This window comes from Paraburkholderia tuberum STM678 (assembly GCF_902833905.1).
In the GTDB taxonomy this organism is placed as follows: domain Bacteria; phylum Pseudomonadota; class Gammaproteobacteria; order Burkholderiales; family Burkholderiaceae; genus Paraburkholderia; species Paraburkholderia tuberum.
Window position 1 is genome coordinate 115,633 of the sequence record NZ_CADFGP010000018.1, and the last position, 20,859, is coordinate 136,491.

General features: G+C 63.0%; 18 protein-coding genes and 2 tRNA genes. 13 read left to right on the forward strand and 7 right to left on the reverse strand.

All coding sequences use genetic code 11. The features are described from left to right. Positions 1-65 precede the first annotated feature (65 nt). From HWY30_RS17800 to HWY30_RS17845, 10 genes are all read left to right on the forward strand, one after another. A tRNA-Val gene (locus HWY30_RS17800) sits at positions 66-142 on the forward strand. Between the two features lie 254 nt (positions 143-396). Continuing rightward, complete coding sequence (gene thrS, locus HWY30_RS17805; protein WP_090800980.1) at positions 397-2,304, forward strand: threonine--tRNA ligase; 1,908 nt, start codon at positions 397-399, stop codon at positions 2,302-2,304. 49 nt (positions 2,305-2,353) lie between these two features. Further along, positions 2,354-2,878: a translation initiation factor IF-3 gene (gene infC, locus HWY30_RS17810; RefSeq protein ID WP_075643713.1), complete on the forward strand. Its 525-nt coding sequence runs from the start codon at positions 2,354-2,356 to the stop codon at positions 2,876-2,878. A 258-nt stretch (positions 2,879-3,136) separates the two neighbouring features. Further along, positions 3,137-3,334, forward strand: a complete 198-nt coding sequence (gene rpmI, locus HWY30_RS17815; RefSeq protein WP_006052501.1) for a 50S ribosomal protein L35 — start codon at positions 3,137-3,139, stop codon at positions 3,332-3,334. Positions 3,335-3,363: 29 nt separating this feature from the next. Continuing rightward, positions 3,364-3,723 carry a 50S ribosomal protein L20 gene (gene rplT / locus HWY30_RS17820; RefSeq protein ID WP_006052502.1) on the forward strand — a complete coding sequence of 120 codons (360 nt, stop codon included), beginning with the start codon at positions 3,364-3,366 and terminating at the stop codon, positions 3,721-3,723. Positions 3,724-3,881: 158 nt separating this feature from the next. Beyond that, entirely contained in the window at positions 3,882-4,895 is a 1,014-nt protein-coding gene (pheS, locus tag HWY30_RS17825; RefSeq protein WP_008918800.1) for a phenylalanine--tRNA ligase subunit alpha, read from the forward strand. A gap of 160 nt (positions 4,896-5,055) precedes the next feature. Beyond that, on the forward strand, positions 5,056-7,491 hold the full coding sequence (gene pheT / locus HWY30_RS17830) for a phenylalanine--tRNA ligase subunit beta (RefSeq protein ID WP_090800978.1): 2,436 nt from the start codon (positions 5,056-5,058) through the stop codon (positions 7,489-7,491). A gap of 69 nt (positions 7,492-7,560) precedes the next feature. Next, positions 7,561-7,977 carry an integration host factor subunit alpha gene (locus tag HWY30_RS17835; protein ID WP_090800976.1) on the forward strand — a complete coding sequence of 139 codons (417 nt, stop codon included), beginning with the start codon at positions 7,561-7,563 and terminating at the stop codon, positions 7,975-7,977. A 39-nt stretch (positions 7,978-8,016) separates the two neighbouring features. Beyond that, complete coding sequence (locus HWY30_RS17840) at positions 8,017-8,433, forward strand: MerR family transcriptional regulator (protein WP_090800974.1); 417 nt, start codon at positions 8,017-8,019, stop codon at positions 8,431-8,433. Between the two features lie 75 nt (positions 8,434-8,508). Beyond that, positions 8,509-8,585 (forward strand) — tRNA-Pro (locus tag HWY30_RS17845). A 77-nt stretch (positions 8,586-8,662) separates the two neighbouring features. Here the strand turns inward: HWY30_RS17845 and HWY30_RS17850 are convergent. The 4 genes from HWY30_RS17850 to HWY30_RS17865 form a co-directional block, all read right to left on the reverse strand. After that, positions 8,663-8,953 (reverse strand): lysozyme inhibitor LprI family protein, encoded by a 291-nt coding sequence (locus HWY30_RS17850; RefSeq protein WP_244144934.1) that lies wholly within the window; start codon positions 8,951-8,953, stop codon positions 8,663-8,665. A gap of 315 nt (positions 8,954-9,268) precedes the next feature. After that, positions 9,269-10,420 carry an acyl-CoA dehydrogenase family protein gene (locus tag HWY30_RS17855; protein ID WP_090800971.1) on the reverse strand — a complete coding sequence of 384 codons (1,152 nt, stop codon included), beginning with the start codon at positions 10,418-10,420 and terminating at the stop codon, positions 9,269-9,271. 12 nt (positions 10,421-10,432) lie between these two features. Next, positions 10,433-11,641, reverse strand: a complete 1,209-nt coding sequence (locus tag HWY30_RS17860) for an acyl-CoA dehydrogenase family protein (RefSeq protein WP_090800969.1) — start codon at positions 11,639-11,641, stop codon at positions 10,433-10,435. Between the two features lie 30 nt (positions 11,642-11,671). After that, entirely contained in the window at positions 11,672-13,792 is a 2,121-nt protein-coding gene (locus tag HWY30_RS17865; RefSeq protein ID WP_090800967.1) for a 3-hydroxyacyl-CoA dehydrogenase NAD-binding domain-containing protein, read from the reverse strand. 126 nt (positions 13,793-13,918) lie between these two features. Here HWY30_RS17865 and HWY30_RS17870 point away from each other — a divergent pair, with 126 nt between their 5' ends. After that, positions 13,919-14,827, forward strand: a complete 909-nt coding sequence (locus HWY30_RS17870; RefSeq protein ID WP_090800965.1) for a LysR family transcriptional regulator — start codon at positions 13,919-13,921, stop codon at positions 14,825-14,827. Positions 14,828-14,837: 10 nt separating this feature from the next. Here HWY30_RS17870 and HWY30_RS17875 read toward each other — a convergent pair whose 3' ends face one another. Beyond that, a complete protein-coding gene (locus HWY30_RS17875) occupies positions 14,838-15,704 on the reverse strand; it encodes a hypothetical protein (RefSeq protein WP_090800964.1) in 867 nt (288 codons plus the stop codon). A 320-nt stretch (positions 15,705-16,024) separates the two neighbouring features. Here HWY30_RS17875 and HWY30_RS17880 point away from each other — a divergent pair, with 320 nt between their 5' ends. Together HWY30_RS17880 and HWY30_RS17885 are read left to right on the forward strand one after the other, a co-directional pair. Then, positions 16,025-17,689 carry an acyl-CoA synthetase gene (locus tag HWY30_RS17880; RefSeq protein ID WP_090800963.1) on the forward strand — a complete coding sequence of 555 codons (1,665 nt, stop codon included), beginning with the start codon at positions 16,025-16,027 and terminating at the stop codon, positions 17,687-17,689. A 49-nt stretch (positions 17,690-17,738) separates the two neighbouring features. After that, positions 17,739-18,119 (forward strand): DUF5594 family protein, encoded by a 381-nt coding sequence (locus tag HWY30_RS17885; protein WP_090800962.1) that lies wholly within the window; start codon positions 17,739-17,741, stop codon positions 18,117-18,119. A gap of 108 nt (positions 18,120-18,227) precedes the next feature. On the opposite strand, the gene HWY30_RS17890 is transcribed toward HWY30_RS17885, so the two are convergent. Both HWY30_RS17890 and HWY30_RS17895 read right to left on the reverse strand, forming a co-directional pair. Continuing rightward, complete coding sequence (locus tag HWY30_RS17890) at positions 18,228-20,345, reverse strand: phosphocholine-specific phospholipase C (protein WP_090800961.1); 2,118 nt, start codon at positions 20,343-20,345, stop codon at positions 18,228-18,230. A gap of 128 nt (positions 20,346-20,473) precedes the next feature. Then, a complete protein-coding gene (locus tag HWY30_RS17895) occupies positions 20,474-20,785 on the reverse strand; it encodes a hypothetical protein (protein WP_090800960.1) in 312 nt (103 codons plus the stop codon). Between the last annotated feature and the right edge of the window lie 74 nt (positions 20,786-20,859).

A 20,859-nucleotide genomic window follows, 5' to 3' on the forward strand; every position in this document is an offset into this window, starting at 1 on the left:
GATTAAAGTCGCTGCATAAAAGTACTTGCCAAGCTGCGCTATACCCCATATACTCTCGTTTCTTCAGGCTCGTAGCTCAGCTGGTTAGAGCACCACCTTGACATGGTGGGGGTCGTTGGTTCGAGTCCAATCGAGCCTACCAACGAAAATGAAATTCCGGCCTCGCTGGGGTTTCGCAAACTGCAGTAAGCGCTTTGAGCGCAAAAAGGCGAATACGGTTATGACACCGCGAACGTTGACCGAAACCACTTCGGAACGACGCTAGTCGAGGACCACTTTCGCCAGTGAAGTTTGCATAAAATGTGAATGCGGCCCCTCGAAAGCGGGGCCGCATTTTTTTTATCTTTTTGACCCTGGTTGTATGTGCCGCCGCCGGTCGGCACCACGGAGAACGCAATGGTTTCGATACGTTTGCCTGACGGTTCTGTTCGACAGTACGAGCATCCGGTGACCGTCGCCGAAGTGGCCGCCTCGATCGGCCCCGGTCTCGCGAAAGCCGCGCTCGGCGGCAAGATCGACGGGGAGCTGGTCGATACGTCCATGCTGATCGATCACGACGTGGCGCTCGCCATCGTCACGGAGAAGGACGCAGACGGTCTCGATATCATCCGCCACTCGACGGCGCACCTGCTCGCGTACGCGGTGAAGGATCTGTACCCGGAAGCGCAGGTCACGATCGGCCCGGTCATCGACAACGGTTTCTATTACGACTTCTCCTATAACCGTCCTTTCACGCCGGAAGATCTCGAAAAGATCGAAAAGCGCATGCAGGAACTCTCGAAGAGGGACGAGCCGGTGTCGCGTCGCGTGGTGTCCCGCGACGAAGCGGTCGAGTACTTCAAGAGCATCGGTGAAAAGTACAAGGCCGAGATCATCGAATCGATCCCCGCTAGCGACGAAATCAAACTGTACTCGCATGGCGGCTTCACGGACCTGTGCCGCGGCCCCCACGTGCCGTCCACCGGCAAGCTGAAGGTCTTCAAGCTGATGAAAGTCGCGGGCGCGTACTGGCGTGGCGACTCGAAGAACGAGCAACTGCAGCGCATCTACGGCACGGCCTGGACGAAGAAGGAAGACCAGGAAGCGTATCTCCACATGCTCGAAGAAGCCGAGAAGCGCGACCATCGCAAGCTTGGTAAGCAGCTCGACCTGTTCCACATGCAGGACGAGTCGCCGGGCATGGTGTTCTGGCATCCGCGCGGCTGGACGCTGTGGCAGCAAGTCGAGCAGTACATGCGCCGTCGCGTGAACGACGCCGGCTACCTAGAAATCAAGACGCCGTTGATCATGGACCGCTCGCTGTGGGAAGCGTCGGGCCACTGGCAGAACTATCGTGAAAACATGTTCACGACGGAATCGGAAAAGCGCGACTACGCGATCAAGCCGATGAACTGCCCCGGTCACGTGCAGGTGTTCAATCACGGTCTGCGCTCGTATCGCGATCTGCCGCTGCGTTACGCGGAGTTCGGTTCGTGCCATCGCAACGAATCGTCGGGCGCGCTGCATGGACTGATGCGTGTGCGCGGCTTCGTGCAGGACGACGCGCATATTTTCTGTACCGAAGATCAGTTCATCAGCGAATCGATCGCGTTCAACACGCTGGCAATGAGCGTCTACCGCGACTTCGGCTTTGATAGCGTCGAGATCAAGCTGTCACTGCGCCCGGATGCGCGCGCCGGCACCGACGAAACTTGGGATCGCGCGGAGCAGGGACTGCGCGAGGCGCTGACGGCCTGCGGCGTCACGTGGGAAGAGTTGCCCGGCGAGGGTGCATTCTACGGCCCGAAGGTCGAGTATCACATCAAGGACGCGCTCGGCCGCTCGTGGCAGTGCGGTACGCTGCAGCTCGACATGGTGTTGCCGGCGCGGCTGGGTGCCGAATACGTTGCCGAAGACAACAGTCGCCGTCGCCCGATCATGCTGCACCGGGCGATCGTCGGATCGATGGAGCGTTTCCTCGGGATTCTGATCGAGCACCATGCCGGTGCAATGCCCGCTTGGCTCGCGCCGATGCAGGTCGTTGTGATGAATATTGCGGAAAGTCAGGCCGAATACGCGCAGGCGCTAGCCCAATCGTTGCAAAAACAAGGGGTTAGAGTCGAGGCCGATTTGCGCAACGAGAAGATTAGCTATAAAATACGCGAGCACACGCTGGAAAAGGTCCCCTACCTGTTGGTAGTCGGCGACAAGGAGCGTGAAGCGCAAACGGTAGCCGTGCGTGCCCGTGGTGGTGTCGATATGGGTGTAATGCCTGTTGACGCCTTCATTGAGCGTCTGCGCCAGGACGTGCAGTCGTTCAACTGAGCCACTTGGTACCCGGCTCGTTTTTTTTAATTTTTAGAGGAAACGTAACATCGCTACTGATAAGTCTGCGCACCGCATCAACGGTGAAATTACAGCACCCGAGGTGCGACTGGTCGGCGTCGAGAACGAACCGCTCGGCATCGTGAAACTCGCTGATGCGTTCCGCATGTCGGAACAGCAGGACGTAGATCTGGTCGAAATCGCTCCGCAAGCGGTTCCGCCAGTTTGCCGCTTGATGGACTACGGCAAGTTCAAGTACCAGGAAGCGAAGAAGCAACACGAGGCCAAGCTCAAGCAGAAGGTCATCCAGGTCAAGGAAGTCAAATTCCGCCCAGGTACCGACGACGGTGATTACAACGTCAAGCTGCGCAATCTCGTCCGCTTCCTCGAAGACGGCGACAAGACGAAAATCACGTTGCGTTTCCGTGGCCGCGAAATGGCTCACCAGGAAATCGGCATGCGCATGCTCGAACGCCTGCGCACCGACCTCGACGAAGTCGGTCAGGTCGAGCAGATGCCGAAAATGGAAGGGCGCCAGATGATCATGGTGCTCGCTCCGAAGAAAAAGAAGTAAGCGCGAAGCAGTTGGCCGGAGCGACGGCGTGCCATGTGGCGCGCGCTCCGGCGTCGCAAGGTTGTTGGATGCTGTGCTGGGTGTCCGGCTTGGTGTCGGAAGGTTTCGGAACGTCGCGCATGCAAGTGCGCAGTGGTTCCCGAAAAGCGGCCGCTGGCGGTATCGGCGGTCTGCATACCAAGTGGAATGGGTTTCGAAGGGCGGGAAATGGCCATCTGGCCGACCGCACACCCATGTCCATCTAATAATGGAGTTGTCATGCCGAAGATGAAGACCAAGAAGAGCGCTGCAAAGCGCTTCGTGGTGCGTCCGGGCGGTACCGTCAAGCGCGGTCAGGCCTTCAAGCGTCACATTCTTACCAAGAAGACCACCAAGAACAAACGCCATCTGCGCGGCTCCACGGCAGTTCATGATTCCGATCTGAACTCCGTTCGCGCAATGCTGCCGTTCGCTTAACCCTTAACCGACACTCATAGGAGCGAAACATGCCTCGAGTAAAACGTGGGGTTACCGCACGGGCCCGTCACAAGAAGATCATCAAGCTGGCCAAGGGTTACCGCGGCCGTCGCAATAACGTCTATCGCATCGCCAAGCAGGCGGTCATGCGCGCAGGCCAATACGCCTACCGCGACCGCCGCAACAAGAAGCGTGTGTTCCGCGCACTGTGGATCACGCGTATCAACGCGGCGGTGCGTCAGCACGACATGACGTACAGCGTGTTCATCAACGGCCTGAAGAAGGCGTCGATCGAACTGGACCGTAAGGTGCTGGCCGACATGGCTGTGTTCGACAAGGCTGCTTTTGCTGCGATCGTTCAGCAGGTGAAAGCCGCCGTTGCAGCCTGATTGCGCTTCTGGCAATTAAAACTGCGTGGTTCGTTGCAGCGAACATCCGGTAGTCTCGGTGACGCTGCAACAAAAACGGGGCTCCTCACCGAGCCCCGTTTTTGTTGGTAGAACCAGTTTTGTTTCGATAGAACACTGACGTTGAAATGATGGGATCAATGGATCTGGACCAGATTGTCGCCGACGCGCAAAAAGCCTTCGCAGAAGCCCCCGACGTCACCACCCTCGAGAACGAGAAAGCGCGCTTTCTCGGTAAGGCGGGTGCGCTGACCGAGCTGTTGAAGGGCCTTGGCAAACTCGATCCCGAAACGCGCAAGACCGAAGGCGCACGGATCAACCTCGTCAAGCAACAGGTCGAGGCCGCGCTCACAGCACGTCGTCAGGCGCTCGCCGACGCACTTCTGAACCAGCGTCTCGCTGCTGAAGCGATCGACGTCACGCTGCCGGGCCGCGGCGCCAATGCAGGGAGCCTGCACCCGGTGATGCGCACCTGGGAGCGCGTCGAACAGATTTTCCGTACGATCGGATTCGACGTGGCCGACGGTCCCGAGATCGAAACCGACTGGTACAACTTCACCTCGCTGAACAGCCCGGAAAACCATCCGGCGCGTTCGATGCAGGACACCTTCTACGTCGACGGCAAGGATGCCGACGGCCGCCCGCTGCTGCTGCGCACGCATACGAGCCCGATGCAGGTGCGCTACGCGCGCACCAACACGCCGCCGATCAAGGTGATCGTGCCGGGCCGCACCTATCGCGTGGATAGCGACGCGACGCATTCGCCGATGTTCAACCAGGTCGAAGGCCTGTGGATTGACGAGAACATCAGCTTCGCGGACCTGAAGGGCGTCTATACCGACTTCCTGAAGAAATTCTTCGAGCGCGACGACATTCTCGTGCGCTTCCGTCCGTCGTATTTCCCGTTCACCGAACCGTCGGCCGAGATCGACATGCAGTTCGAAACGGGCAAGAACGCGGGCAAGTGGCTCGAAATTTCGGGCTCCGGCCAGGTGCATCCAACTGTGATCCGCAACATGGGTCTCGACCCGGAGCGCTACATCGGCTTCGCTTTCGGCAGTGGCCTCGAGCGTCTCACGATGCTGCGTTACGGCGTGCAGGACCTGCGCCTGTTTTTCGAAAACGACCTGCGATTCCTGCGTCAATTCGCGTGACCCGGCGCGCGCGAGCGCGACGAAGCATAAATCGCGGCAGCGCACCTGGTGCGCGCCGCGAGCGTCCCCGGCAGAGCTCGCTGAACCGGCGCAAGACCACCGGGCTTTACGAAGCATCTGCCGGACGTGGACCTAACCTGATCACAACGTACACAGAACCATGCAATTTCCGGAATCCTGGCTCAGAACTTTTGTCGATCCGCAACTGACCACCGACGAGCTGTCGCACGCGTTGACGATGGCGGGTCTCGAAGTCGAAGACCTGCGGACGGCCGCGCCGCCGACCTCGAAGATCGTCGTCGGCCAGGTGCTGGAAGTCGTCAAGCACCCGGATGCGGACAAGCTCAACGTGTGTCAGGTCGACGCTGGCACCGGCGCGACGCTCAACATCGTGTGCGGCGCGCCGAATGTTGCGTCCGGCATCAAGGTGCCGGTCGCGCTGGTCGGCGCGCAACTGCCGCCGGCCGAAGAGGGCGGCGCACCGTTCGCGATCAAGCTGTCGAAGCTGCGCGGCGTGGAAAGCCAGGGCATGCTGTGCTCGGCGCGCGAGCTGAAGCTCTCCGACGATCACAGCGGTCTGATGATCCTGCCGGAAGACACGCCGATCGGCGAGGACATCCGCGACACGCTCAATCTCGACGACACCGTTTTTGAAATCAAGCTGACGCCGAACAAGGCCGACTGTCTGTCGGTCTTCGGCGTCGCGCGAGAAACGTCGGCGATTACCGGAGCGCCGCTGCGTCCGCTCGAAATCAAGCCGGCTCCGGTCACGCTCAACGAAACGCTGCCCGTGAAAATCTCCGCGCCCGATCTGTGCGGCCGTTTCTCGGGCCGCGTGATCCGCGGCGTCAATGCGCGCGCGAAGTCGCCGCAATGGATGGTCGAGCGTCTCGAGCGCTCCGGCCAGCGCAGCATTTCCGCGCTCGTCGACATCTCGAACTATGTGATGCTCGAGCTGGGGCGTCCGTCGCACGTGTTCGATCTCGACAAGATCCACGGCGGCATGGACGTACGCTGGGGCCGCAAGGGCGAAACGCTGAAGCTGCTGAACGGGAACACGGTCGAGCTCGACGAAACGGTCGGTGTGATCGCCGACGAGCAGCATATCGAAAGCCTCGCGGGCATCATGGGCGGCGACAGCACCGCGGTCACGCTCGACACCACCCACATCTATCTCGAGGCCGCGTTCTGGTGGCCCGACAGCATTCGTGGTCGCTCGCGCAAGTACAACTTTTCGACCGATGCAGGCCATCGCTTCGAGCGCGGCGTCGACTACGCGACGACCGTCGATCATATCGAGCGCATCACGCAGCTGATCCTCGACATCTGCGGCGGCGAAGCGGGTCCGGTCGACGATCAGATCGTCAACGTGCCGAAGCGCGCGCCCGTGAAGATGCGCGTTTCGCGCGCGAACCGCATCATCGGCGTCGCGATCGGTGTCGATGAAATCGCGCAGATCTTCACGCGCCTCGGCCTCTCGTTCGAGCGTGACGGCGATACGTTCTCGGTGATGCCGCCGTCGTACCGCTTCGATCTCGAAATCGAAGAGGACCTGATCGAAGAGGTCGCGCGTATCCACGGCTTCGAAAAGATTCCGGCGCGCCCGCCGGTCGCGACCAGCGAAATGCGCGCGACCAACGAAACGCAACGCTCCATCCACGCGATCCGTCATGCGCTCGCCGCGCGCGACTACGCGGAAACGGTGAACTTCAGCTTCGTCGACGCGGAGTGGGAGCAGGACTTCGCAGGCAACAGCAACCCCGTGCGTCTGATCAACCCGATCGCGAGCCAACTGTCGGTGATGCGCACGACGTTGTTCGGCAGCCTGATTCATGTGTTGCGCACGAATCTGAACCGTCGCGCGGCGGACCGCGTGCGCGTGTTTGAAGCAGGTCGCGTATTCCTGCACGATCCGTCGATCAAGGCCGGCGAGCTGACCGTCGAAGGTTTCGCGCAGCCGAAGATGATCGGCGCGCTCGCCTATGGGCCCGCGCTCGACGAGCAGTGGGGCGCACCGACGCGTGCCGTCGACTTCTTCGACGTGAAGGGCGACCTCGAAGCGCTGGTCGCACCGGCGGTCGCGCGGTTCGTACAGGCCGAGCATCCGGCGCTGCATCCGGGACGCAGCGCGCGGATCGAATTGAATGGTCGCGCAGTGGGCTGGATTGGCGAATTGCATCCGCGCTGGATGCAAAAATATGATTTGCCGCATGCGCCGATTCTGTTTGAAATCGAAGCGGAAGCATTAATGCAACGGGTATTGCCGATTCCGTCGGAAGTTTCAAAATTCCCGCCGGTACGACGTGATATCGCGGTGGTCGTCGATCAGAAAATCGAGGTTCAGGCGCTGCTCGACGAGCTTCAGAAGGCCCAGTCCGAACCGGCCTGCAAGGCTGTCCAGAAGGTTGCACTTTTCGACGAATTTCGTCCAAAATCAAACACTTCCGGTGGTCTGGCCGCGCACGAGAAAAGCCTTGCGTTCCGGGTGACCTTGCAAGATACTGGCGGAACCCTTCAGGATGAAACGGTCGATCTGGCTATTCAAACTCTGGTGGAACGTCTAGCTCGAGTATATGGCGCACGGTTGCGCGGATAACCCGCATTTAACAATTGCACGGCTGTTTCCGCATCCATTGTTTTACGCTTGGCGCGCCATTTGATAGATATGAATGAAATGAACTCGAGTGATTTCGAAGCCCTTCTTACGGCGCAACGCAGCGCCATGATTCGAGATATTCCGACATCATCCGCCGTCGTTTCCAATGAAACGCCGACACTCACCAAGGCGGAACTTGCCGAGTTGCTGTTCGACAATGTCGGGCTCAACAAGCGGGAAGCGAAGGACATGGTCGAGGCGTTCTTCGAGGTGATCCGCGATGCGCTCGAGAGCGGCGACAGCGTGAAGCTGTCGGGCTTCGGCAACTTCCAGTTGCGCGACAAGCCGCAGCGTCCCGGCAGAAATCCGAAGACGGGCGAGGCGATTCCGATTGCGGCACGTCGCGTGGTGACGTTTCATGCAAGTCAAAAACTGAAGGCGCTCGTCGAAAACGGCGCCGAAGCGAGCTTCTCGCGCGCTGATTGACTGGCGCGCTTTCGGGCAACCCATCACGGCTAACTGACGATGACAGCGACGATCGAAAAAGTCGTCTTGCCTCCGATTCCGGCGAAGCGGTACTTCACGATTGGTGAGGTCAGCGAACTTTGTGGGGTAAAGCCTCACGTGCTGCGTTACTGGGAGCAGGAGTTCACCCAGTTGAGGCCGGTCAAGCGGCGCGGCAATCGTCGGTATTATCAGCATCACGAGGTGCTGCTGATCCGGCGGATTCGAGAGTTGCTGTACGAGCAGGGTTTTACGATCAACGGGGCGCGCAACCGGCTCGATTCGCATGGCGGCGGTGGGCCGGATGCGGTGGTCGAAGAGGGTGAGGCTACCGCCGGAGTCGCGGGTCAGGTGCAGGCATCGGCGGCAACGGTTGCGGTCGATGTCGAGAAGTTGCGCCAGGAACTGCAGAACGTAATCGATCTGCTGGGCCACTAGTTCATGGACTTGTTCGCTTTGTTCGTGTCGAGCGGTTCTAATCGAATGAAGTGTCTGTTATAATTTTCTTCTGTTCGGGGCGTAGCGCAGCCTGGTAGCGTACCTGCATGGGGTGCAGGTGGTCGGAGGTTCAAATCCTCTCGCCCCGACCAAAAAGATCAAAAGGACTTACGGTGAAAGCCGTAAGTCCTTTTTTCTTGCCCGTCGCGCGGGGCAGCGTTTCCCGCTGTTAACGCTTCGCCCACGCTAATCTGCATCCCGAAGCCTCGATTGCTTTGCTCATGCGCTCGGTTTCGGCTGTCTTGCACATCGCGACCGCCGTGGGCAGCATCGACCCGCCGCCCCATTCCCGAGAAGCCGATTTTTTGCAGTTGGCGTCACGGCGCGTTTTCCACGCGGTGAGCCTCTTCTCGATCGCCGCTTTGCAACTCGCCGACACCGCGGCCTTGCCCTTGACGACCTGCTCCAGCTTCTGCTCCGCGACGATCTGATCGCGCCACGCGCACAGATTCATGCTCATCTGATTCGCGTCGCAATGCGACAGGGCCGCGTCGACCTCACTGGCGGGCAGTCCACTGCGGGTTGCGATGACGTCGGCTGGATTGGATGCGGTTGCCAGTGCCGAACTACGCAGGCGTGCCTATCCCGCAGGTGCAATTGTTCGCTACGTCGTTGTCGTAGCGAAGGACAGCGCCCTCATGCATCCGCAATGCAGTCCATCCGGCATCGGTCAACTCTTTTGATTCGTTTGGCAGGCTCAGCTCCTCAATAATCGGCGAGTGCAATCTGGCAGACTTGTCACCGGCACGCGTTCGCATTCGCAAGCGCACACGAATCACCGCCCTTGAGCCCCCAACGCCACAAACCGCTCCAGATGATGATCCTCATCCCCAAGCTGATGATCGATCATCACGAGCCGCTTCGCGTAATGCGCGAGCGGCAGTTCCCACGTCATACCGATCCCGCCGTGCAACTGGATGCATTCCTCCGCGACTCGCGTGCCGATCCGGCCGATGCTGTACTTCGCCGCCGACACCGCGCGCTCGCGCGCGTTTCGTTCGCCGTCGAGCGCCGCCGCCGCGTTGATCACCGCCGAGCGCGCCTGCTCGATTTCGAGCAGCAAATCGGCCATGCGATGCTGCAACGCCTGGAAGCTGCCGATCGGCACGCCGAACTGCTTGCGCGTGCGCAGATAGTCGAGCGTGTAGTCTTTCGCGACGTCCATTGCGCCGACCGCTTCCGCGCACAGCGCGAGCACGCCGCAACTCAGCGCATATTCGAGCGTCGCAAAGCCGTGATCCACTGAGCCGAGCACGGTGTCGTCGCCGAGCGTGACGTCGTCGAACGTCACTTCGGCCGCGCGTCCTCCGTCGATCTTGCGGTAGCCGCGCACGCTCACACCCGTCGCGTCGCTCGGCACCAGAAACAGCGTGATGCCGGCTTCGGCATCGTCCTCGCCGCTCGTGCGTGCCGAGACGAGGAACACCTGAGCATGCTCGCCATGCTGAACGACGGCCTTTGCGCCGTGCAACGTCCACACGCCGCTGTTGCCATTTACGCTGCGGCGCGCGCGCGTCGTCGCGACCCGGGCAAGCTCGTAATGACTGTCCGGTTCACCATGCGCGAGCGCAACGATCCGCGAGCCGTCGATCAACGAACCCAGCGCCGCATTCTGCAGGTCGCCGCCGCTGCGAGCGATCGCCCGGCCGACGACCAGCGTATCGAGAAACGGTTCGACGACGAGCCCGCGGCCGATGCTCTCGAACACCACGGAAATATCGAACCCGCCGCCGCCAAAACCGCCGCTCGCTTCGTCGAACAGTGCGCCGATCACGCCAAGCTCCGCGAAGCGTGCCCACAATTCGGTGCTGAAGCCTTGCGTCGAGCGTGCGATTTCATCGCGCGTCGCGAAGCCGTACTGCTCGCTGATAAACCGATTCAGCGTATCCGCCAGCATGCGGCGCTCTTCGGTGTGCTGGAAATTCATGACGTGCGCCTCTTACAGTCCGAGGATCATTTTGGAAATGATGTTCTTCTGGATTTCGTTCGAGCCGCCGAAGATCGACAGCTTGCGATTATTGAAGTACTGCGACGCGGCACTCGCGGCTTCGTCGGGGCCGACCGGCACGCCGTCGAAGCCTTCGTGCAGCGCTTGCTCGACGAATGGCTGCGCATAAGCGCCCATCGCACGCCGCGTCAGCGACGAGATCTCCTGACGGATCTCCGTGCCGCGAATCTTCAGCATCGAACTCTCGGCACCGGGCACGCCGCCGCCCGCCACGGCCGCGATCACCCGAAGATTGGTCGTCTTCATGTTCTCGAGATCGATCTCGACGCGCGCCATGCGTGCCGCGAACGCCGGATCCTCGGCGAGCGGCCGGCCGTGGCGCAGTTGTGTCGCGGCGATCTTGCACAGACGGTTGAAGGCGGCGACGGAAAAGCCGACGCCCGCGATATTGGTGCGCTCGTACGTAAGCAGATATTTCGCGTAGGTCCAGCCCTTGTTTTCTTCGCCGACGAGATTTCCGACCGGCACGCGCACGTCGGTGAAGAACACTTCATTGACCTCGTGCTCGCCGTCGAGCGTGATGATCGGCCGGACTTCGACGCCCGGCGTGTTCATGTCGATCAGCAGAAAGCTGATGCCTTCCTGTTTGCGCACGTCGGTCGCGGTGCGCACGAGGCAGAAGATCATGTTCGCGTAATGACCGAGTGTGGTCCACGTCTTCTGGCCATTGACGAGGTAGTGCTCGCCCTGCGCGTCCTTGCCGCGCACTGCCGTCGTCTTGACCGATGCGAGATCGGAGCCCGCGCCGGGCTCCGAATAGCCCTGGCACCACCAGTCGGAACCGTCGAGAATGCGCGGCAGCCAGTGATGCTTCTGCGCCTCGCTGCCGTACTTGATCAGCACCGGCCCGAGCATGTTGACGCCGAACGGCACGACGCGTGGCGCGCCGGCGAGTGCGCATTCGTTTTCGAAGATGAATTTCTGCACTGCGCTCCAACCCGGGCCGCCGTACTCTTTCGGCCAGTGATTCGCGAGCCAGCCTTGCGCGTTCAGAATCGCGTGCCACTCGGCCATGTCGCCGCGCGTCAGACGCCGCCCGCCGTGGACCTTGCCGGCGAGACGTCGCGGGAGCTTGTCGCGCAGAAACGCCAGCACGCTGGCGCGAAAAGCTTCTTCCTCGGAGGTGAAGTTCAGATCCATCGCAGTCGTTCCGTCAGTGTTCGTGGTGGTTCAGGCCGTCGTGTTCAGGCTCGCGAAATCGGCGTCGCGCTCGACCAGCTCGACGAGCAGCGGCGACGGCCGCCAGAACAGCGGGTCTTCCTTAGCGAACTCGCGGATGTCGGCGAGAATCGTCGGCAGGCCGACGCTATCCGCGTATTTCATCGGACCGCCGCGGTAGCGCGGAAAGCCGTAGCCGTACAGCAGGGTCACGTCGACGTCGAGCGGGCGCAGCGCAATACCTTCGTGGACGACGTTCGCGCCTTCGTTGATCATCGCGGCCAGATAGCGGCGCATGATCTGCTCGTCGGTGAAGCTGCGCGGCGTGATGCCCGCGCGCGCACGCTCGGCGTCGATGATCGCCTCGACTTCGGGATCGGGCATGCCGCCGCGCGATCCTTCGGGGTACAGATAGAATCCGCGGCCGGTCTTCTGGCCGAACCAGCCGAGCTCGCACAGGCGGTCGGCGATCTGCACGTAGCGCGCGTTCGGGTCGCGCGTGGCCGCGCGGCGTTTGCGCGCCGCCCAGCCGATGTCGCCGCCCGCGAGATCGACCACCTGAAACGGGCCCATCGGCAAGCCGAACGCCCGCACCGCCGCGTCGATCTGATACGGCGATGCACCGTCTTCCATCAGCGCGTCCGCGGCGGCGCGGTACACGGCAAGCAGGCGATTGCCGATGAAGCCGTCGCACACGCCGGCGCGCACCGGCGTCTTGCGCAGCTTCTTCGCGAACTCGAACGCGGTCGCGACGACGTCGGCGCTGACCTGCTTCGGCACCACGACTTCGAGCAGCTTCATGATGTTGGCGGGCGAGAAGAAGTGCAGGCCGATTACGTCGGCGGGGCGCGAGATGCTGGCTGCGATCGCGTCGATGTCCAGATACGACGTGTTGGTCGCGAGCACCGCACCAGACTTGCAGACGCGATCGAGCTCGGCGAATACGGCCTTTTTGACGTCGAGATCTTCGAACACGGCTTCGATCACGAGGTCGGCGTGAGCAAGCGCATCGTACGACGTGCTGCCGCTCCAGCGCGCCATGGTCGCGGCTTTCTTCTCAGCGGTGAGGCGGCCCCTCGCGATCAGCCCGTCGTAGACCTTGTCGATGTGCGCGCGGCCACGCGCGAGCGCCGCCTCGTCGCGTTCGATCAGCGTGACGGGCAGCCCCGCGTCAAGCACTGCGACCGCGATGCCCGCGCCCATCGTCCCGCCGCCGATCACGCCGATCGCCTCGAGCGCGCGCGGTTTCGCGTCGCGCGTTTCGGGCGCCTTCAGCACTTCGCGCTCGGCGAAGAATGCGTGAACCAGGCCGGCGCGCTGCGGGCTGTCGAGGCATTGCAGGAACAGCTTGCGTTCGAGCTTCAGGCCCTCCTCGAAGGGCTGTTCGATCGCGGCTTCGACGGCATCGACGATTTTCAGCGGCGAGAACAGGCCGCGCGCTTTCTTCGCGGTTTCGTCACGCGCTTTCGCGACGGCGGCGCGGCTCGCGGCGCGATCGATCAATGCGGCGGCGTCGCGCGTGCGGCGTACCGGCGCGTGCGCGGCGAGCAGCTCGTGCGCGTAGGCGAGCCCTTCGGCGAGGATGTCGCCGCTGTCGCCGGGACGGTCGACGAGGCCGAGCGCGAGCGCCTCCTTCGCGCTCGCGTGACGGCCGCTCAGCATCAGGTCGAGCGCCGCCGGCGCGCCGATCAGACGCGGCGTGCGTTGCGTGCCGCCCGCGCCAGGCAGCAGACCCAGCTGCACTTCGGGCAGGCCGAGCTTCGCGCCGTCGACGGCGATCCGGTAATGCGCGGCGAGCGCCACTTCGAGCCCGCCGCCGAGCGCCGCGCCATGCAGCGCGGCAATCACGGGTTTCGTGCATGCCTCGATGCGGTTGCACACGTCCGGCAGCGAAGGCGGCACCGGCGGCTTGCCGAACTCGCGAATATCGGCACCGGCGATGAAATTGCGCCCCGCGCCGACGATCAGCACGGCTTCGACCGCGCGGTCGGCGTCGGCGGCTTCGATCGCGGCCAGCAGGCCGCGCCGCACGTCGGCGGATAGCGCGTTGACCGGCGCGTGGTCGATCGTGACGAGCAGGACCTTGCCGTGCAATTCGCGCGTGACGACGTCGGCCGAGGAGGAAAGGGTCATCGTAGGTGTCTCCATTCGAGGATGGCGAGGCGCGCCGGATCGTCCCATTCTGGAGTGGTCAGCGTTCATTGACAATTACACCGTTGATTGACAGACTGTCAAAATTATTTTGACAAAGACTGGGCGATGGACGTCAACTCGCTGACCCTGCTCGTCGACATCCTCGACGCCGGCAATCTGAGCGAAGCGGCACGCCGGCTCAAGATGAGCCGCGCGAACGTCAGCTATCACCTGAATCAGCTCGAGCGTTCGGTCGGCCTGCAATTGGTGCGCCGCACCACGCGTCGCGTCGAGCCGACCGAGATCGGTCTGCGGCTCTACGAGCACGGCCGCACGATCCGCAACGCGCTGCTGGCCGCGCGCGAGTCGGTGACGACACTGGGCCAGAGCCTGCAGGGGCGCGTGCGGCTCAGCGTGCCGAGCGGCTATGGCCAGCTCGTGATGTCCGACTGGCTGATCGCGTTCAAGCGGCTGTATCCGGGTATCGTGCTCGATGTGATGTTCGAGAACCGCGTCGAGGATCTGATGCGCGACGAGATCGACATCGCGGTGCGCGTGATGTCGGAGCCGCCGCAAAACCTCGTCGCGCGGGACATGGGGCCAGTCCGGTACGTGGCCTGCGCATCCCCCGAATTCGTGCGGACACACGGCATGCCCGCGACGCTCGACGACCTGCGCACCGCGCCGCTGATTACCGCGGCCGTGATCGGCAAGCAGTTGCGGCTCGCCGCGTATCTGCGCGACGAGCGTCATGAAGTCCTGCTCGAACCGACGATTATTTCGGAAAACTTTCTATTTTTGCGCCAGGCGGTGCTGGCCGGTCTCGGTGTCGGACTCGTGCCCGACTACGTGGTGCAGGACGATCTGAAGCTCGGCGCCGTGCTGACCGCGCTCGATGCCTGGCGGCTCAGCATCTTCGGCACGCACATGTACATGCTGTACATGCCGGATCGGCATCACACGCGCGCGGCGGCGACGTTCATCGACTTCGTGCTGAAGCAGGCGCAGGGCTCGGGCAGGGGCGGCGCGACCTGAAGCTGCGAACTCAGGCGCCGAGTCTGCGCGCGATGGCCGTCGTGACCATCGGCACGCCGACGCGCAGCAGCTTGCGCACGCCTTCGTCGCTACCGACTTTGCCCACCGCGTTGTCGATCATCGCCTGCATCACGCTCGCCGGATAAAACTCGCGAAACAGCGTGTTGGCGCCGGTTTGCTCGAACACGTGGTGCAGGAGCGACCCAACGGGGGGGCCGATGCGCTTGAACAGGCCCATCTTGACCACCCGGTTGTTCCACAGATGCAGCGTGTACGCATTGGAACAGAGCGCCGCGCACTCGTCGAAATAGCGCGGCAGGAACACCTTGTAGTAATCGTTGAAGTGCACCGGATAGAACAGGCTTTCGGGAAGACCGGCCTTCACGCCGTAGATGGCGGTCAGCAGACGCGGGCCGGTGTCGCCCCACTTCAGTGCCGTGCCCTTCATTGCTTCGACACGTTCGATTAATTCGTGCAAGCGCGGCTGATCCGGGTCGAGCCGCAGCATCGCCGTGCAGATGCTCGATGAGGTCTCTCGCCCGATCAGGTCGCCCTTGGCGTTGAGATCGAAATCCCGCAACAGCAGCAGATCGGTATCGACCCAGATCTCGTCGGTCCTCGTGAACATCACGAAGCGGAAATAGTCGGTGAAATGCGCCATCGACGGTACGCCGTGAATCGGGAAGTCGTTCAGCGAGTCGCGCGGCAGTATCGTGGTCGCGTCCTTCGCGATCACGCCGGGCGGCAGAGTGTCGATCGGCTCGTAGCTATAGAGCGCGACCTCGCTGCCGTACAGCGTGAACGAATTCAGACAGGCGATCTCGTAGGGAGAAAGTTCCGGGCCATGCCAGAACGATGCAAACCTTGCCTTGCGCATATGTCATCCGGTAGCGATCGTGCGGCGCAACATGCGCGCCGAACCTGTGTAACGATCCTAGACGGGCGCGGCACAGGTCAGATGTAAAGGGCTTGAATCGCACAGGAGTTGTCGCAAAACGTTGAGTTCAGCGCAACGAGTCGGCGATTAGGAGCGGGACTATGTCGTATCTGGCGAATTCAGTTGCGCACGGCAATGCATTAACCGAGTGCGCAAGGCCGTGGGCTAAACTGCGGAACACCGGCCATGCGCGCAGAGGCAGCAAGCGACGGACCATGCATCACGCCATGCAGTGGCAACGACGATATCCAGGAGACCCGATGAACCTCGACGGCGAGACTTACGATTCGCTCACGGCCAGATTCGCGTGGCGTATTCCACCGCGCTACAACATCGGCGTCGACACATGCGACAAGTGGGCCGATGGCTCGGGGCGTCTCGCGCTGATCTACGAAGACGCCGACGGCCGCGCGACCCGTTATACGTTCGACGAACTGAAAGCCCTGTCCGACCGCTTCGCCAATGCGCTGCTCGCGGCGGGCGCGCGGCGCGGCGAGCGCATCGGCATCTTTCTGTCGCAATCGATCGAAACGGCCATCGCGCATCTCGCGGCCTACAAGGCCGGCATGGTCGCGGTGCCGCTGTTCGCGCTGTTCGGCGTGGACGCGATCGAGCATCGGCTCGGCGACAGCGGCGCGCTCGCGCTGATCACCGATCACGCCGGCGTGCAAAAGATCGCCGAAATTCGCGGCGCGCTGCCCGAGTTGCGACACGTGTTCAGTGTCGATATCGAGCAGGATGACGAAGCATCGGACGCGCCCGTGCGGTCGTTCTGGCAGGCGTTGAATGGCGCTTGCGCCGAGTTCACGCCGGCCGACACCGCCGCGGACGATCCGGCGATCATCATCTATACGTCGGGCACGACCGGAAAACCGAAGGGCGCGTTGCACGGGCATCGCGTTTTGCTCGGGCACCTGCCCGGCGTGGAGATGTCACAGCAGGGCTTTCCCGCGCGCGCGACGCTGATGTGGACGCCCGCGGACTGGGCGTGGATCGGCGGTCTGTTCGACGTGCTGCTGCCGTCGTGGCATCACGGTGTCGCGGTGCTGGCGCGCCGTTTTGCGAAATTCGACGGCCACGCCGCGTTCGATCTGCTCGCGCGTCACGCGGTCTCCCATGCGTTTCTACCGCCGACCGCGCTGAAGATGATGCGCGGCGTCGGGCGGCCCGCTCATCTGCGTCTCGCGTTGCAAGCGGTCGCGAGCGGCGGCGAATCGCTGGGCGAGGAACTGATCGGCTGGGGGCGCGACGCACTCGGCGTGACGATCAACGAGTTCTACGGGCAGACCGAGTGCAACGTCGTGGTGTCCTCGTGCGCGGCGCTGTTCGAGCCGCGCTTCGGCGCGATCGGGCGCGCGGTGCCGGGGCACCATGTCGCGATCGTCGATGCCGCCGGCAACGAGCTGCCGCCCGGCGCGATCGGCGATATCGCGGTGGCCGCGCCCGATCCGGTGATGTTTCTCGGCTACTGGCGGAACGTTGCGGCCACCAACGACAAATTCCGCGGCAGGTTTCTGCTGACCGGCGATCTCGGCACGCGCGATGCGGACGGCTTCATTCGCTTCGTCGGTCGTGGCGACGACGTGATCACGAGCGCCGGTTACCGGATTGGGCCGGCGTCGATCGAGGATTCGCTGCTGCGTCATCCGGCCGTCGCGATGGCGGCCGTGGTCGGCGCCCCCGATCGCGAGCGCACAGAAATCGTGATGGCGTTCGTCGTGCTGAAAGCGGGTTTCGTCGGCGACGATGCACTCGTGCGCGAGATCCAGCAGCACGTGAAGACGCGTCTGGCCGCGCACGAATACCCGCGCGAGATTCGCTTCGTCGAAAGCCTGCCGATGACGGCCACCGGCAAGGTGATCCGCAAGACGCTGCGCGAGGCGGTGACGCACGGTCCGGACGCGATCTCACCGGCGAAAAACTGAGTCTGCTACGATGACCAACCCACGATGGGAATCACAGCGGAGAGATTGGATGCGCCCCGAGAGTGCAATGCGTTTCGACCAGGAGTTCGCGCCGCGCATTGCCGAGGCGATCGCCGCGTGTATCGCCAAGACCGTGCACACCGACGTGTTGCCGCATGGCGAACAGGGTCAGCCCACCCGCGTGCGGATTCACGCCACGCCGCTCGATGAGCTCGGTCATTATCCGCATCCGTTGAATCTGTATCTGACCTGGGACAGCGACGAAATAGAAAGGCTGATGGGCGAGCAGGGAGCGACGCGTTTCGCCAGATATCTGGCCGCGCTGCCGCGCAAGCTCAATGCGTGGACCCAGGCGCGCGAACTCGATTTCTCCACGCACACGCAGGGTGAGCCGGTTACGTTGATCGGCGGGCTCGATTTCGAATCGTAGACGCGCGCGCGCGATTGCGGGCTTGCGTTCGAGAGCTGGATAAAAAACGGCCGCTGTGCCCGAAGAGCCGGCGGCCGTTGCTTTTGCAGCGTTGGGTTACAGCGACGCTCAGCCGCCCAGCGCCGGATCGCTCATGCTGTTGTTTGCCGTCTCGACATGACCGGCGATGCGGCGCGCGAACGTCGGGTCCGTATCGACGGTGATCGCGAGATCGTACCAGCCGTATGCGTTGCGCAGATCGAGGTACAGATTGTCGGTGTCGCCGCCGCGTACCGAATGCTTGATCACATGGCTCGCGTCGTACGCGTTGACGATCGTGAACTGGCAACGCGCGCTGCCGACGTTCTCGAGCCGCAGTTGCAGATTGCCGTTCGCGACATCGTAGCCTTCGGCGACGGCCGGCCGTGCGGTGTCCGAACCATTCCACCAGTTCCGTGCGACCACCTTGCCCGCGAAGCGGCGCAGGAAGCCGTTCGGCCCGTGCACGCTGAAGTCGTAGCTGCCGTCGGCGTTGAGCAGCAGCGCGTCCTGCAGATGCTTGCCCGCTTCGACGGTATAGCTGCGCGGCGCGTCGGCGCTATTGGCCGCGTACACGAGGAACACCGCGCCCGCGCGGCCCGTGTTGACGAAGCGCATCGTCAGCTTGCCGTTCGAGCCTTCGTCGACGCGCACGAACAGTTCGTACGGCAACGCGCGCGCCGGGCGCACGCCCGCTTCCTGCTTCGGCACCGTCTGCACCGTCGGCGGTTGCGGCACGTAGTCCGGGTGACGGTTCCGGTCGGCCGGCAGGTAGCCGCTCGTGCCCGGCAGCGACGGCACCGACGCGTTCGGATTCGCGAAGTTGAACGCGGAGGTCAGATCGCCGCACACCGCGCGACGCCACGGCGTGATGTTCGATTCGCCGAGATTGTGCTGCTGGCCGAAGCGCTTTTCGATGAAGCGGATCACCGACGTATGGTCGAACACTTCCGAGCACACGTAGCCGCCTTTGGACCACGGCGAGACCACCAGCATCGGCACGCGCGGTCCGAGCCCGTACGGCCCGGCGACGTTCTTCGCATCGCCGGCATAGATTTCGTGCGTGATGTCGACGGTCGACAAACCGTTCGCGCTCGACGCGGCCGCGAACGGTGCGGCGATGTGATCGAAGAAGCCGTCGTTTTCGTCGTAGTTGATCAGCAGCACGGTCTTGCTCCACACGTCCGGGTTCGACGTGAGGATCTGCAGCACCTGATCGAGGTACCACGCGCCGTAGTTGGTCGGCCAGTTCGGATGCTCGCTGTACGCTTCGGGCGCGACGATCCACGACACCTGCGGCAGCGTGCCGTTCTGCACGTCGCGCTTCAGAATGTCGAAGTAGCCGTCGCCGTTGGCCGCGTTGGTGCCGGTCCGCGCGTTGTCGTATAGCGGGTTGCCCGGCTGCGCGTTGCGGTACTGATTGAAATACAGCAGCGAGTTGTCACCGTAGTTGCCGATGTACGCGTTCTGCGTCCAGCCCCACGAGCCGTTCGCGTCGAGCCCGGTGCCGATGTCCTGATAGATCTTCCACGAGATGCCCGCGTTCTGCAGCACTTCGGGGTAGGTCGACCAGCCGTAGCCGAGTTCCGAATTGTCGATTACCGGACCGCCGCCGCTGCTGTCGTTGCCGACCCAGCCACTCCACATGTAGTAGCGATTCGGATCGGTCGGACCCATCAGCGAGCAGTGGTAGGCGTCGCAGATCGTGAATGCGTCGGCGAGCTGATAGTGGAACGGGATGTCGTCGCGCGTCAGGTAGGCCATCGTGGTCGCGCCTTTCGACGGTACCCACTGATCGTTGCGGCCGCCGTTCCATGCGGCGTGCGTGGAGTTCCAGTCGTGCGCGAGATCCTGCAGGAATTGCAGGCCGAGGTTCGGCGCGCCCGGACGGAACGGCAGCACGTAGCTGGCACCGCTGGCATCGGCGGTTTGCGGCTGATACCACACCGGCTGGCCGTTCGCGAGGTTGATCGCGCGCGTGTCGCCGAAGCCGCGCACGCCTTTGAGCGTGCCGAAGTAGTGGTCGAACGAACGGTTCTCCTGCATCAGCACGACGATGTGCTCGACGTCGCGGAGCGTGCCGGTCCGGTTGTTGGCCGGAATCGCGAGCGCATTGCGGATGCCCGGCGGCAGCATGCTCAACGCGGTGAAGGAACCGGCGGCTTGGGCGGCCGAGCGCAGAAAATCACGACGATTGTTTGAGGTCATGGGGGGGCGGTGGTGGCTTTGATCTTCGGTGGAGGAAAAAGGCACGGGGACGACACATTGCGGTGCTGAAACGGCGATGCTGCGTCGGACGCGCGAAGGCGGGCTAGCCGCCGCGCGCGGCGCGATTCTCAATCGACGGTATGGATGACGGGGCTGGCCAGCGGCGGCGAGGTGGCGGACAGCGCCGTGCCGGCTTCGGATGCGGGTGCCGCCGGTGTCTGGATCGTCAGCGTCGGCGGCGCGGAGTCGGCCGGCGGGGGGGCGATCGATGGGTCGCCGGGGTTAGCGGCGAAATGGTCGGTTGAACTGATCGTGTTCGTGCCGGCGGGCGGGGCGTCGTCGCTGCACGCTCCTGCTAGCGCGCACAGCGCGATCACCGCGATGGCGCCCGTCAAACGTTTGCGACGGGGCGCACGAATCGGCTTCGACACGAAGGGCATGGCACTGTCTCCGGGCGGGGAAGGGATGCCTCGCAATCGATGTGCCGAGGTCAGCGATGCAGCAGCATAATCGC

Excerpts from the sequence above, each read along its gene's own strand:
- HWY30_RS17885 (WP_090800962.1), top strand. The coding sequence starts at position 17,739 with ATGCGCCCCGAGAGTGCAATGCGTTTCGACCAGGAGTTCGCGCCGCGC.
- HWY30_RS17880 (WP_090800963.1), top strand. The coding sequence starts at position 16,025 with ATGAACCTCGACGGCGAGACTTACGATTCGCTCACGGCCAGATTCGCG.
- HWY30_RS17865 (WP_090800967.1), bottom strand. The coding sequence starts at position 13,792 with ATGACCCTTTCCTCCTCGGCCGACGTCGTCACGCGCGAATTGCACGGC.
- pheS (WP_008918800.1), top strand. The coding sequence starts at position 3,882 with ATGGATCTGGACCAGATTGTCGCCGACGCGCAAAAAGCCTTCGCAGAA.
- pheT (WP_090800978.1), top strand. The coding sequence starts at position 5,056 with ATGCAATTTCCGGAATCCTGGCTCAGAACTTTTGTCGATCCGCAACTG.
- HWY30_RS17835 (WP_090800976.1), top strand. The coding sequence starts at position 7,561 with ATGAATGAAATGAACTCGAGTGATTTCGAAGCCCTTCTTACGGCGCAA.
- HWY30_RS17855 (WP_090800971.1), bottom strand. The coding sequence starts at position 10,420 with ATGAATTTCCAGCACACCGAAGAGCGCCGCATGCTGGCGGATACGCTG.
- thrS (WP_090800980.1), top strand. The coding sequence starts at position 397 with ATGGTTTCGATACGTTTGCCTGACGGTTCTGTTCGACAGTACGAGCAT.
- rplT (WP_006052502.1), top strand. The coding sequence starts at position 3,364 with ATGCCTCGAGTAAAACGTGGGGTTACCGCACGGGCCCGTCACAAGAAG.
- rpmI (WP_006052501.1), top strand. The coding sequence starts at position 3,137 with ATGCCGAAGATGAAGACCAAGAAGAGCGCTGCAAAGCGCTTCGTGGTG.
- HWY30_RS17890 (WP_090800961.1), bottom strand. The coding sequence starts at position 20,345 with ATGACCTCAAACAATCGTCGTGATTTTCTGCGCTCGGCCGCCCAAGCC.
- HWY30_RS17850 (WP_244144934.1), bottom strand. The coding sequence starts at position 8,953 with ATGAGCATGAATCTGTGCGCGTGGCGCGATCAGATCGTCGCGGAGCAG.
- HWY30_RS17895 (WP_090800960.1), bottom strand. The coding sequence starts at position 20,785 with ATGCCCTTCGTGTCGAAGCCGATTCGTGCGCCCCGTCGCAAACGTTTG.
- HWY30_RS17840 (WP_090800974.1), top strand. The coding sequence starts at position 8,017 with ATGACAGCGACGATCGAAAAAGTCGTCTTGCCTCCGATTCCGGCGAAG.
- HWY30_RS17860 (WP_090800969.1), bottom strand. The coding sequence starts at position 11,641 with ATGGATCTGAACTTCACCTCCGAGGAAGAAGCTTTTCGCGCCAGCGTG.
- HWY30_RS17870 (WP_090800965.1), top strand. The coding sequence starts at position 13,919 with ATGGACGTCAACTCGCTGACCCTGCTCGTCGACATCCTCGACGCCGGC.
- HWY30_RS17875 (WP_090800964.1), bottom strand. The coding sequence starts at position 15,704 with ATGCGCAAGGCAAGGTTTGCATCGTTCTGGCATGGCCCGGAACTTTCT.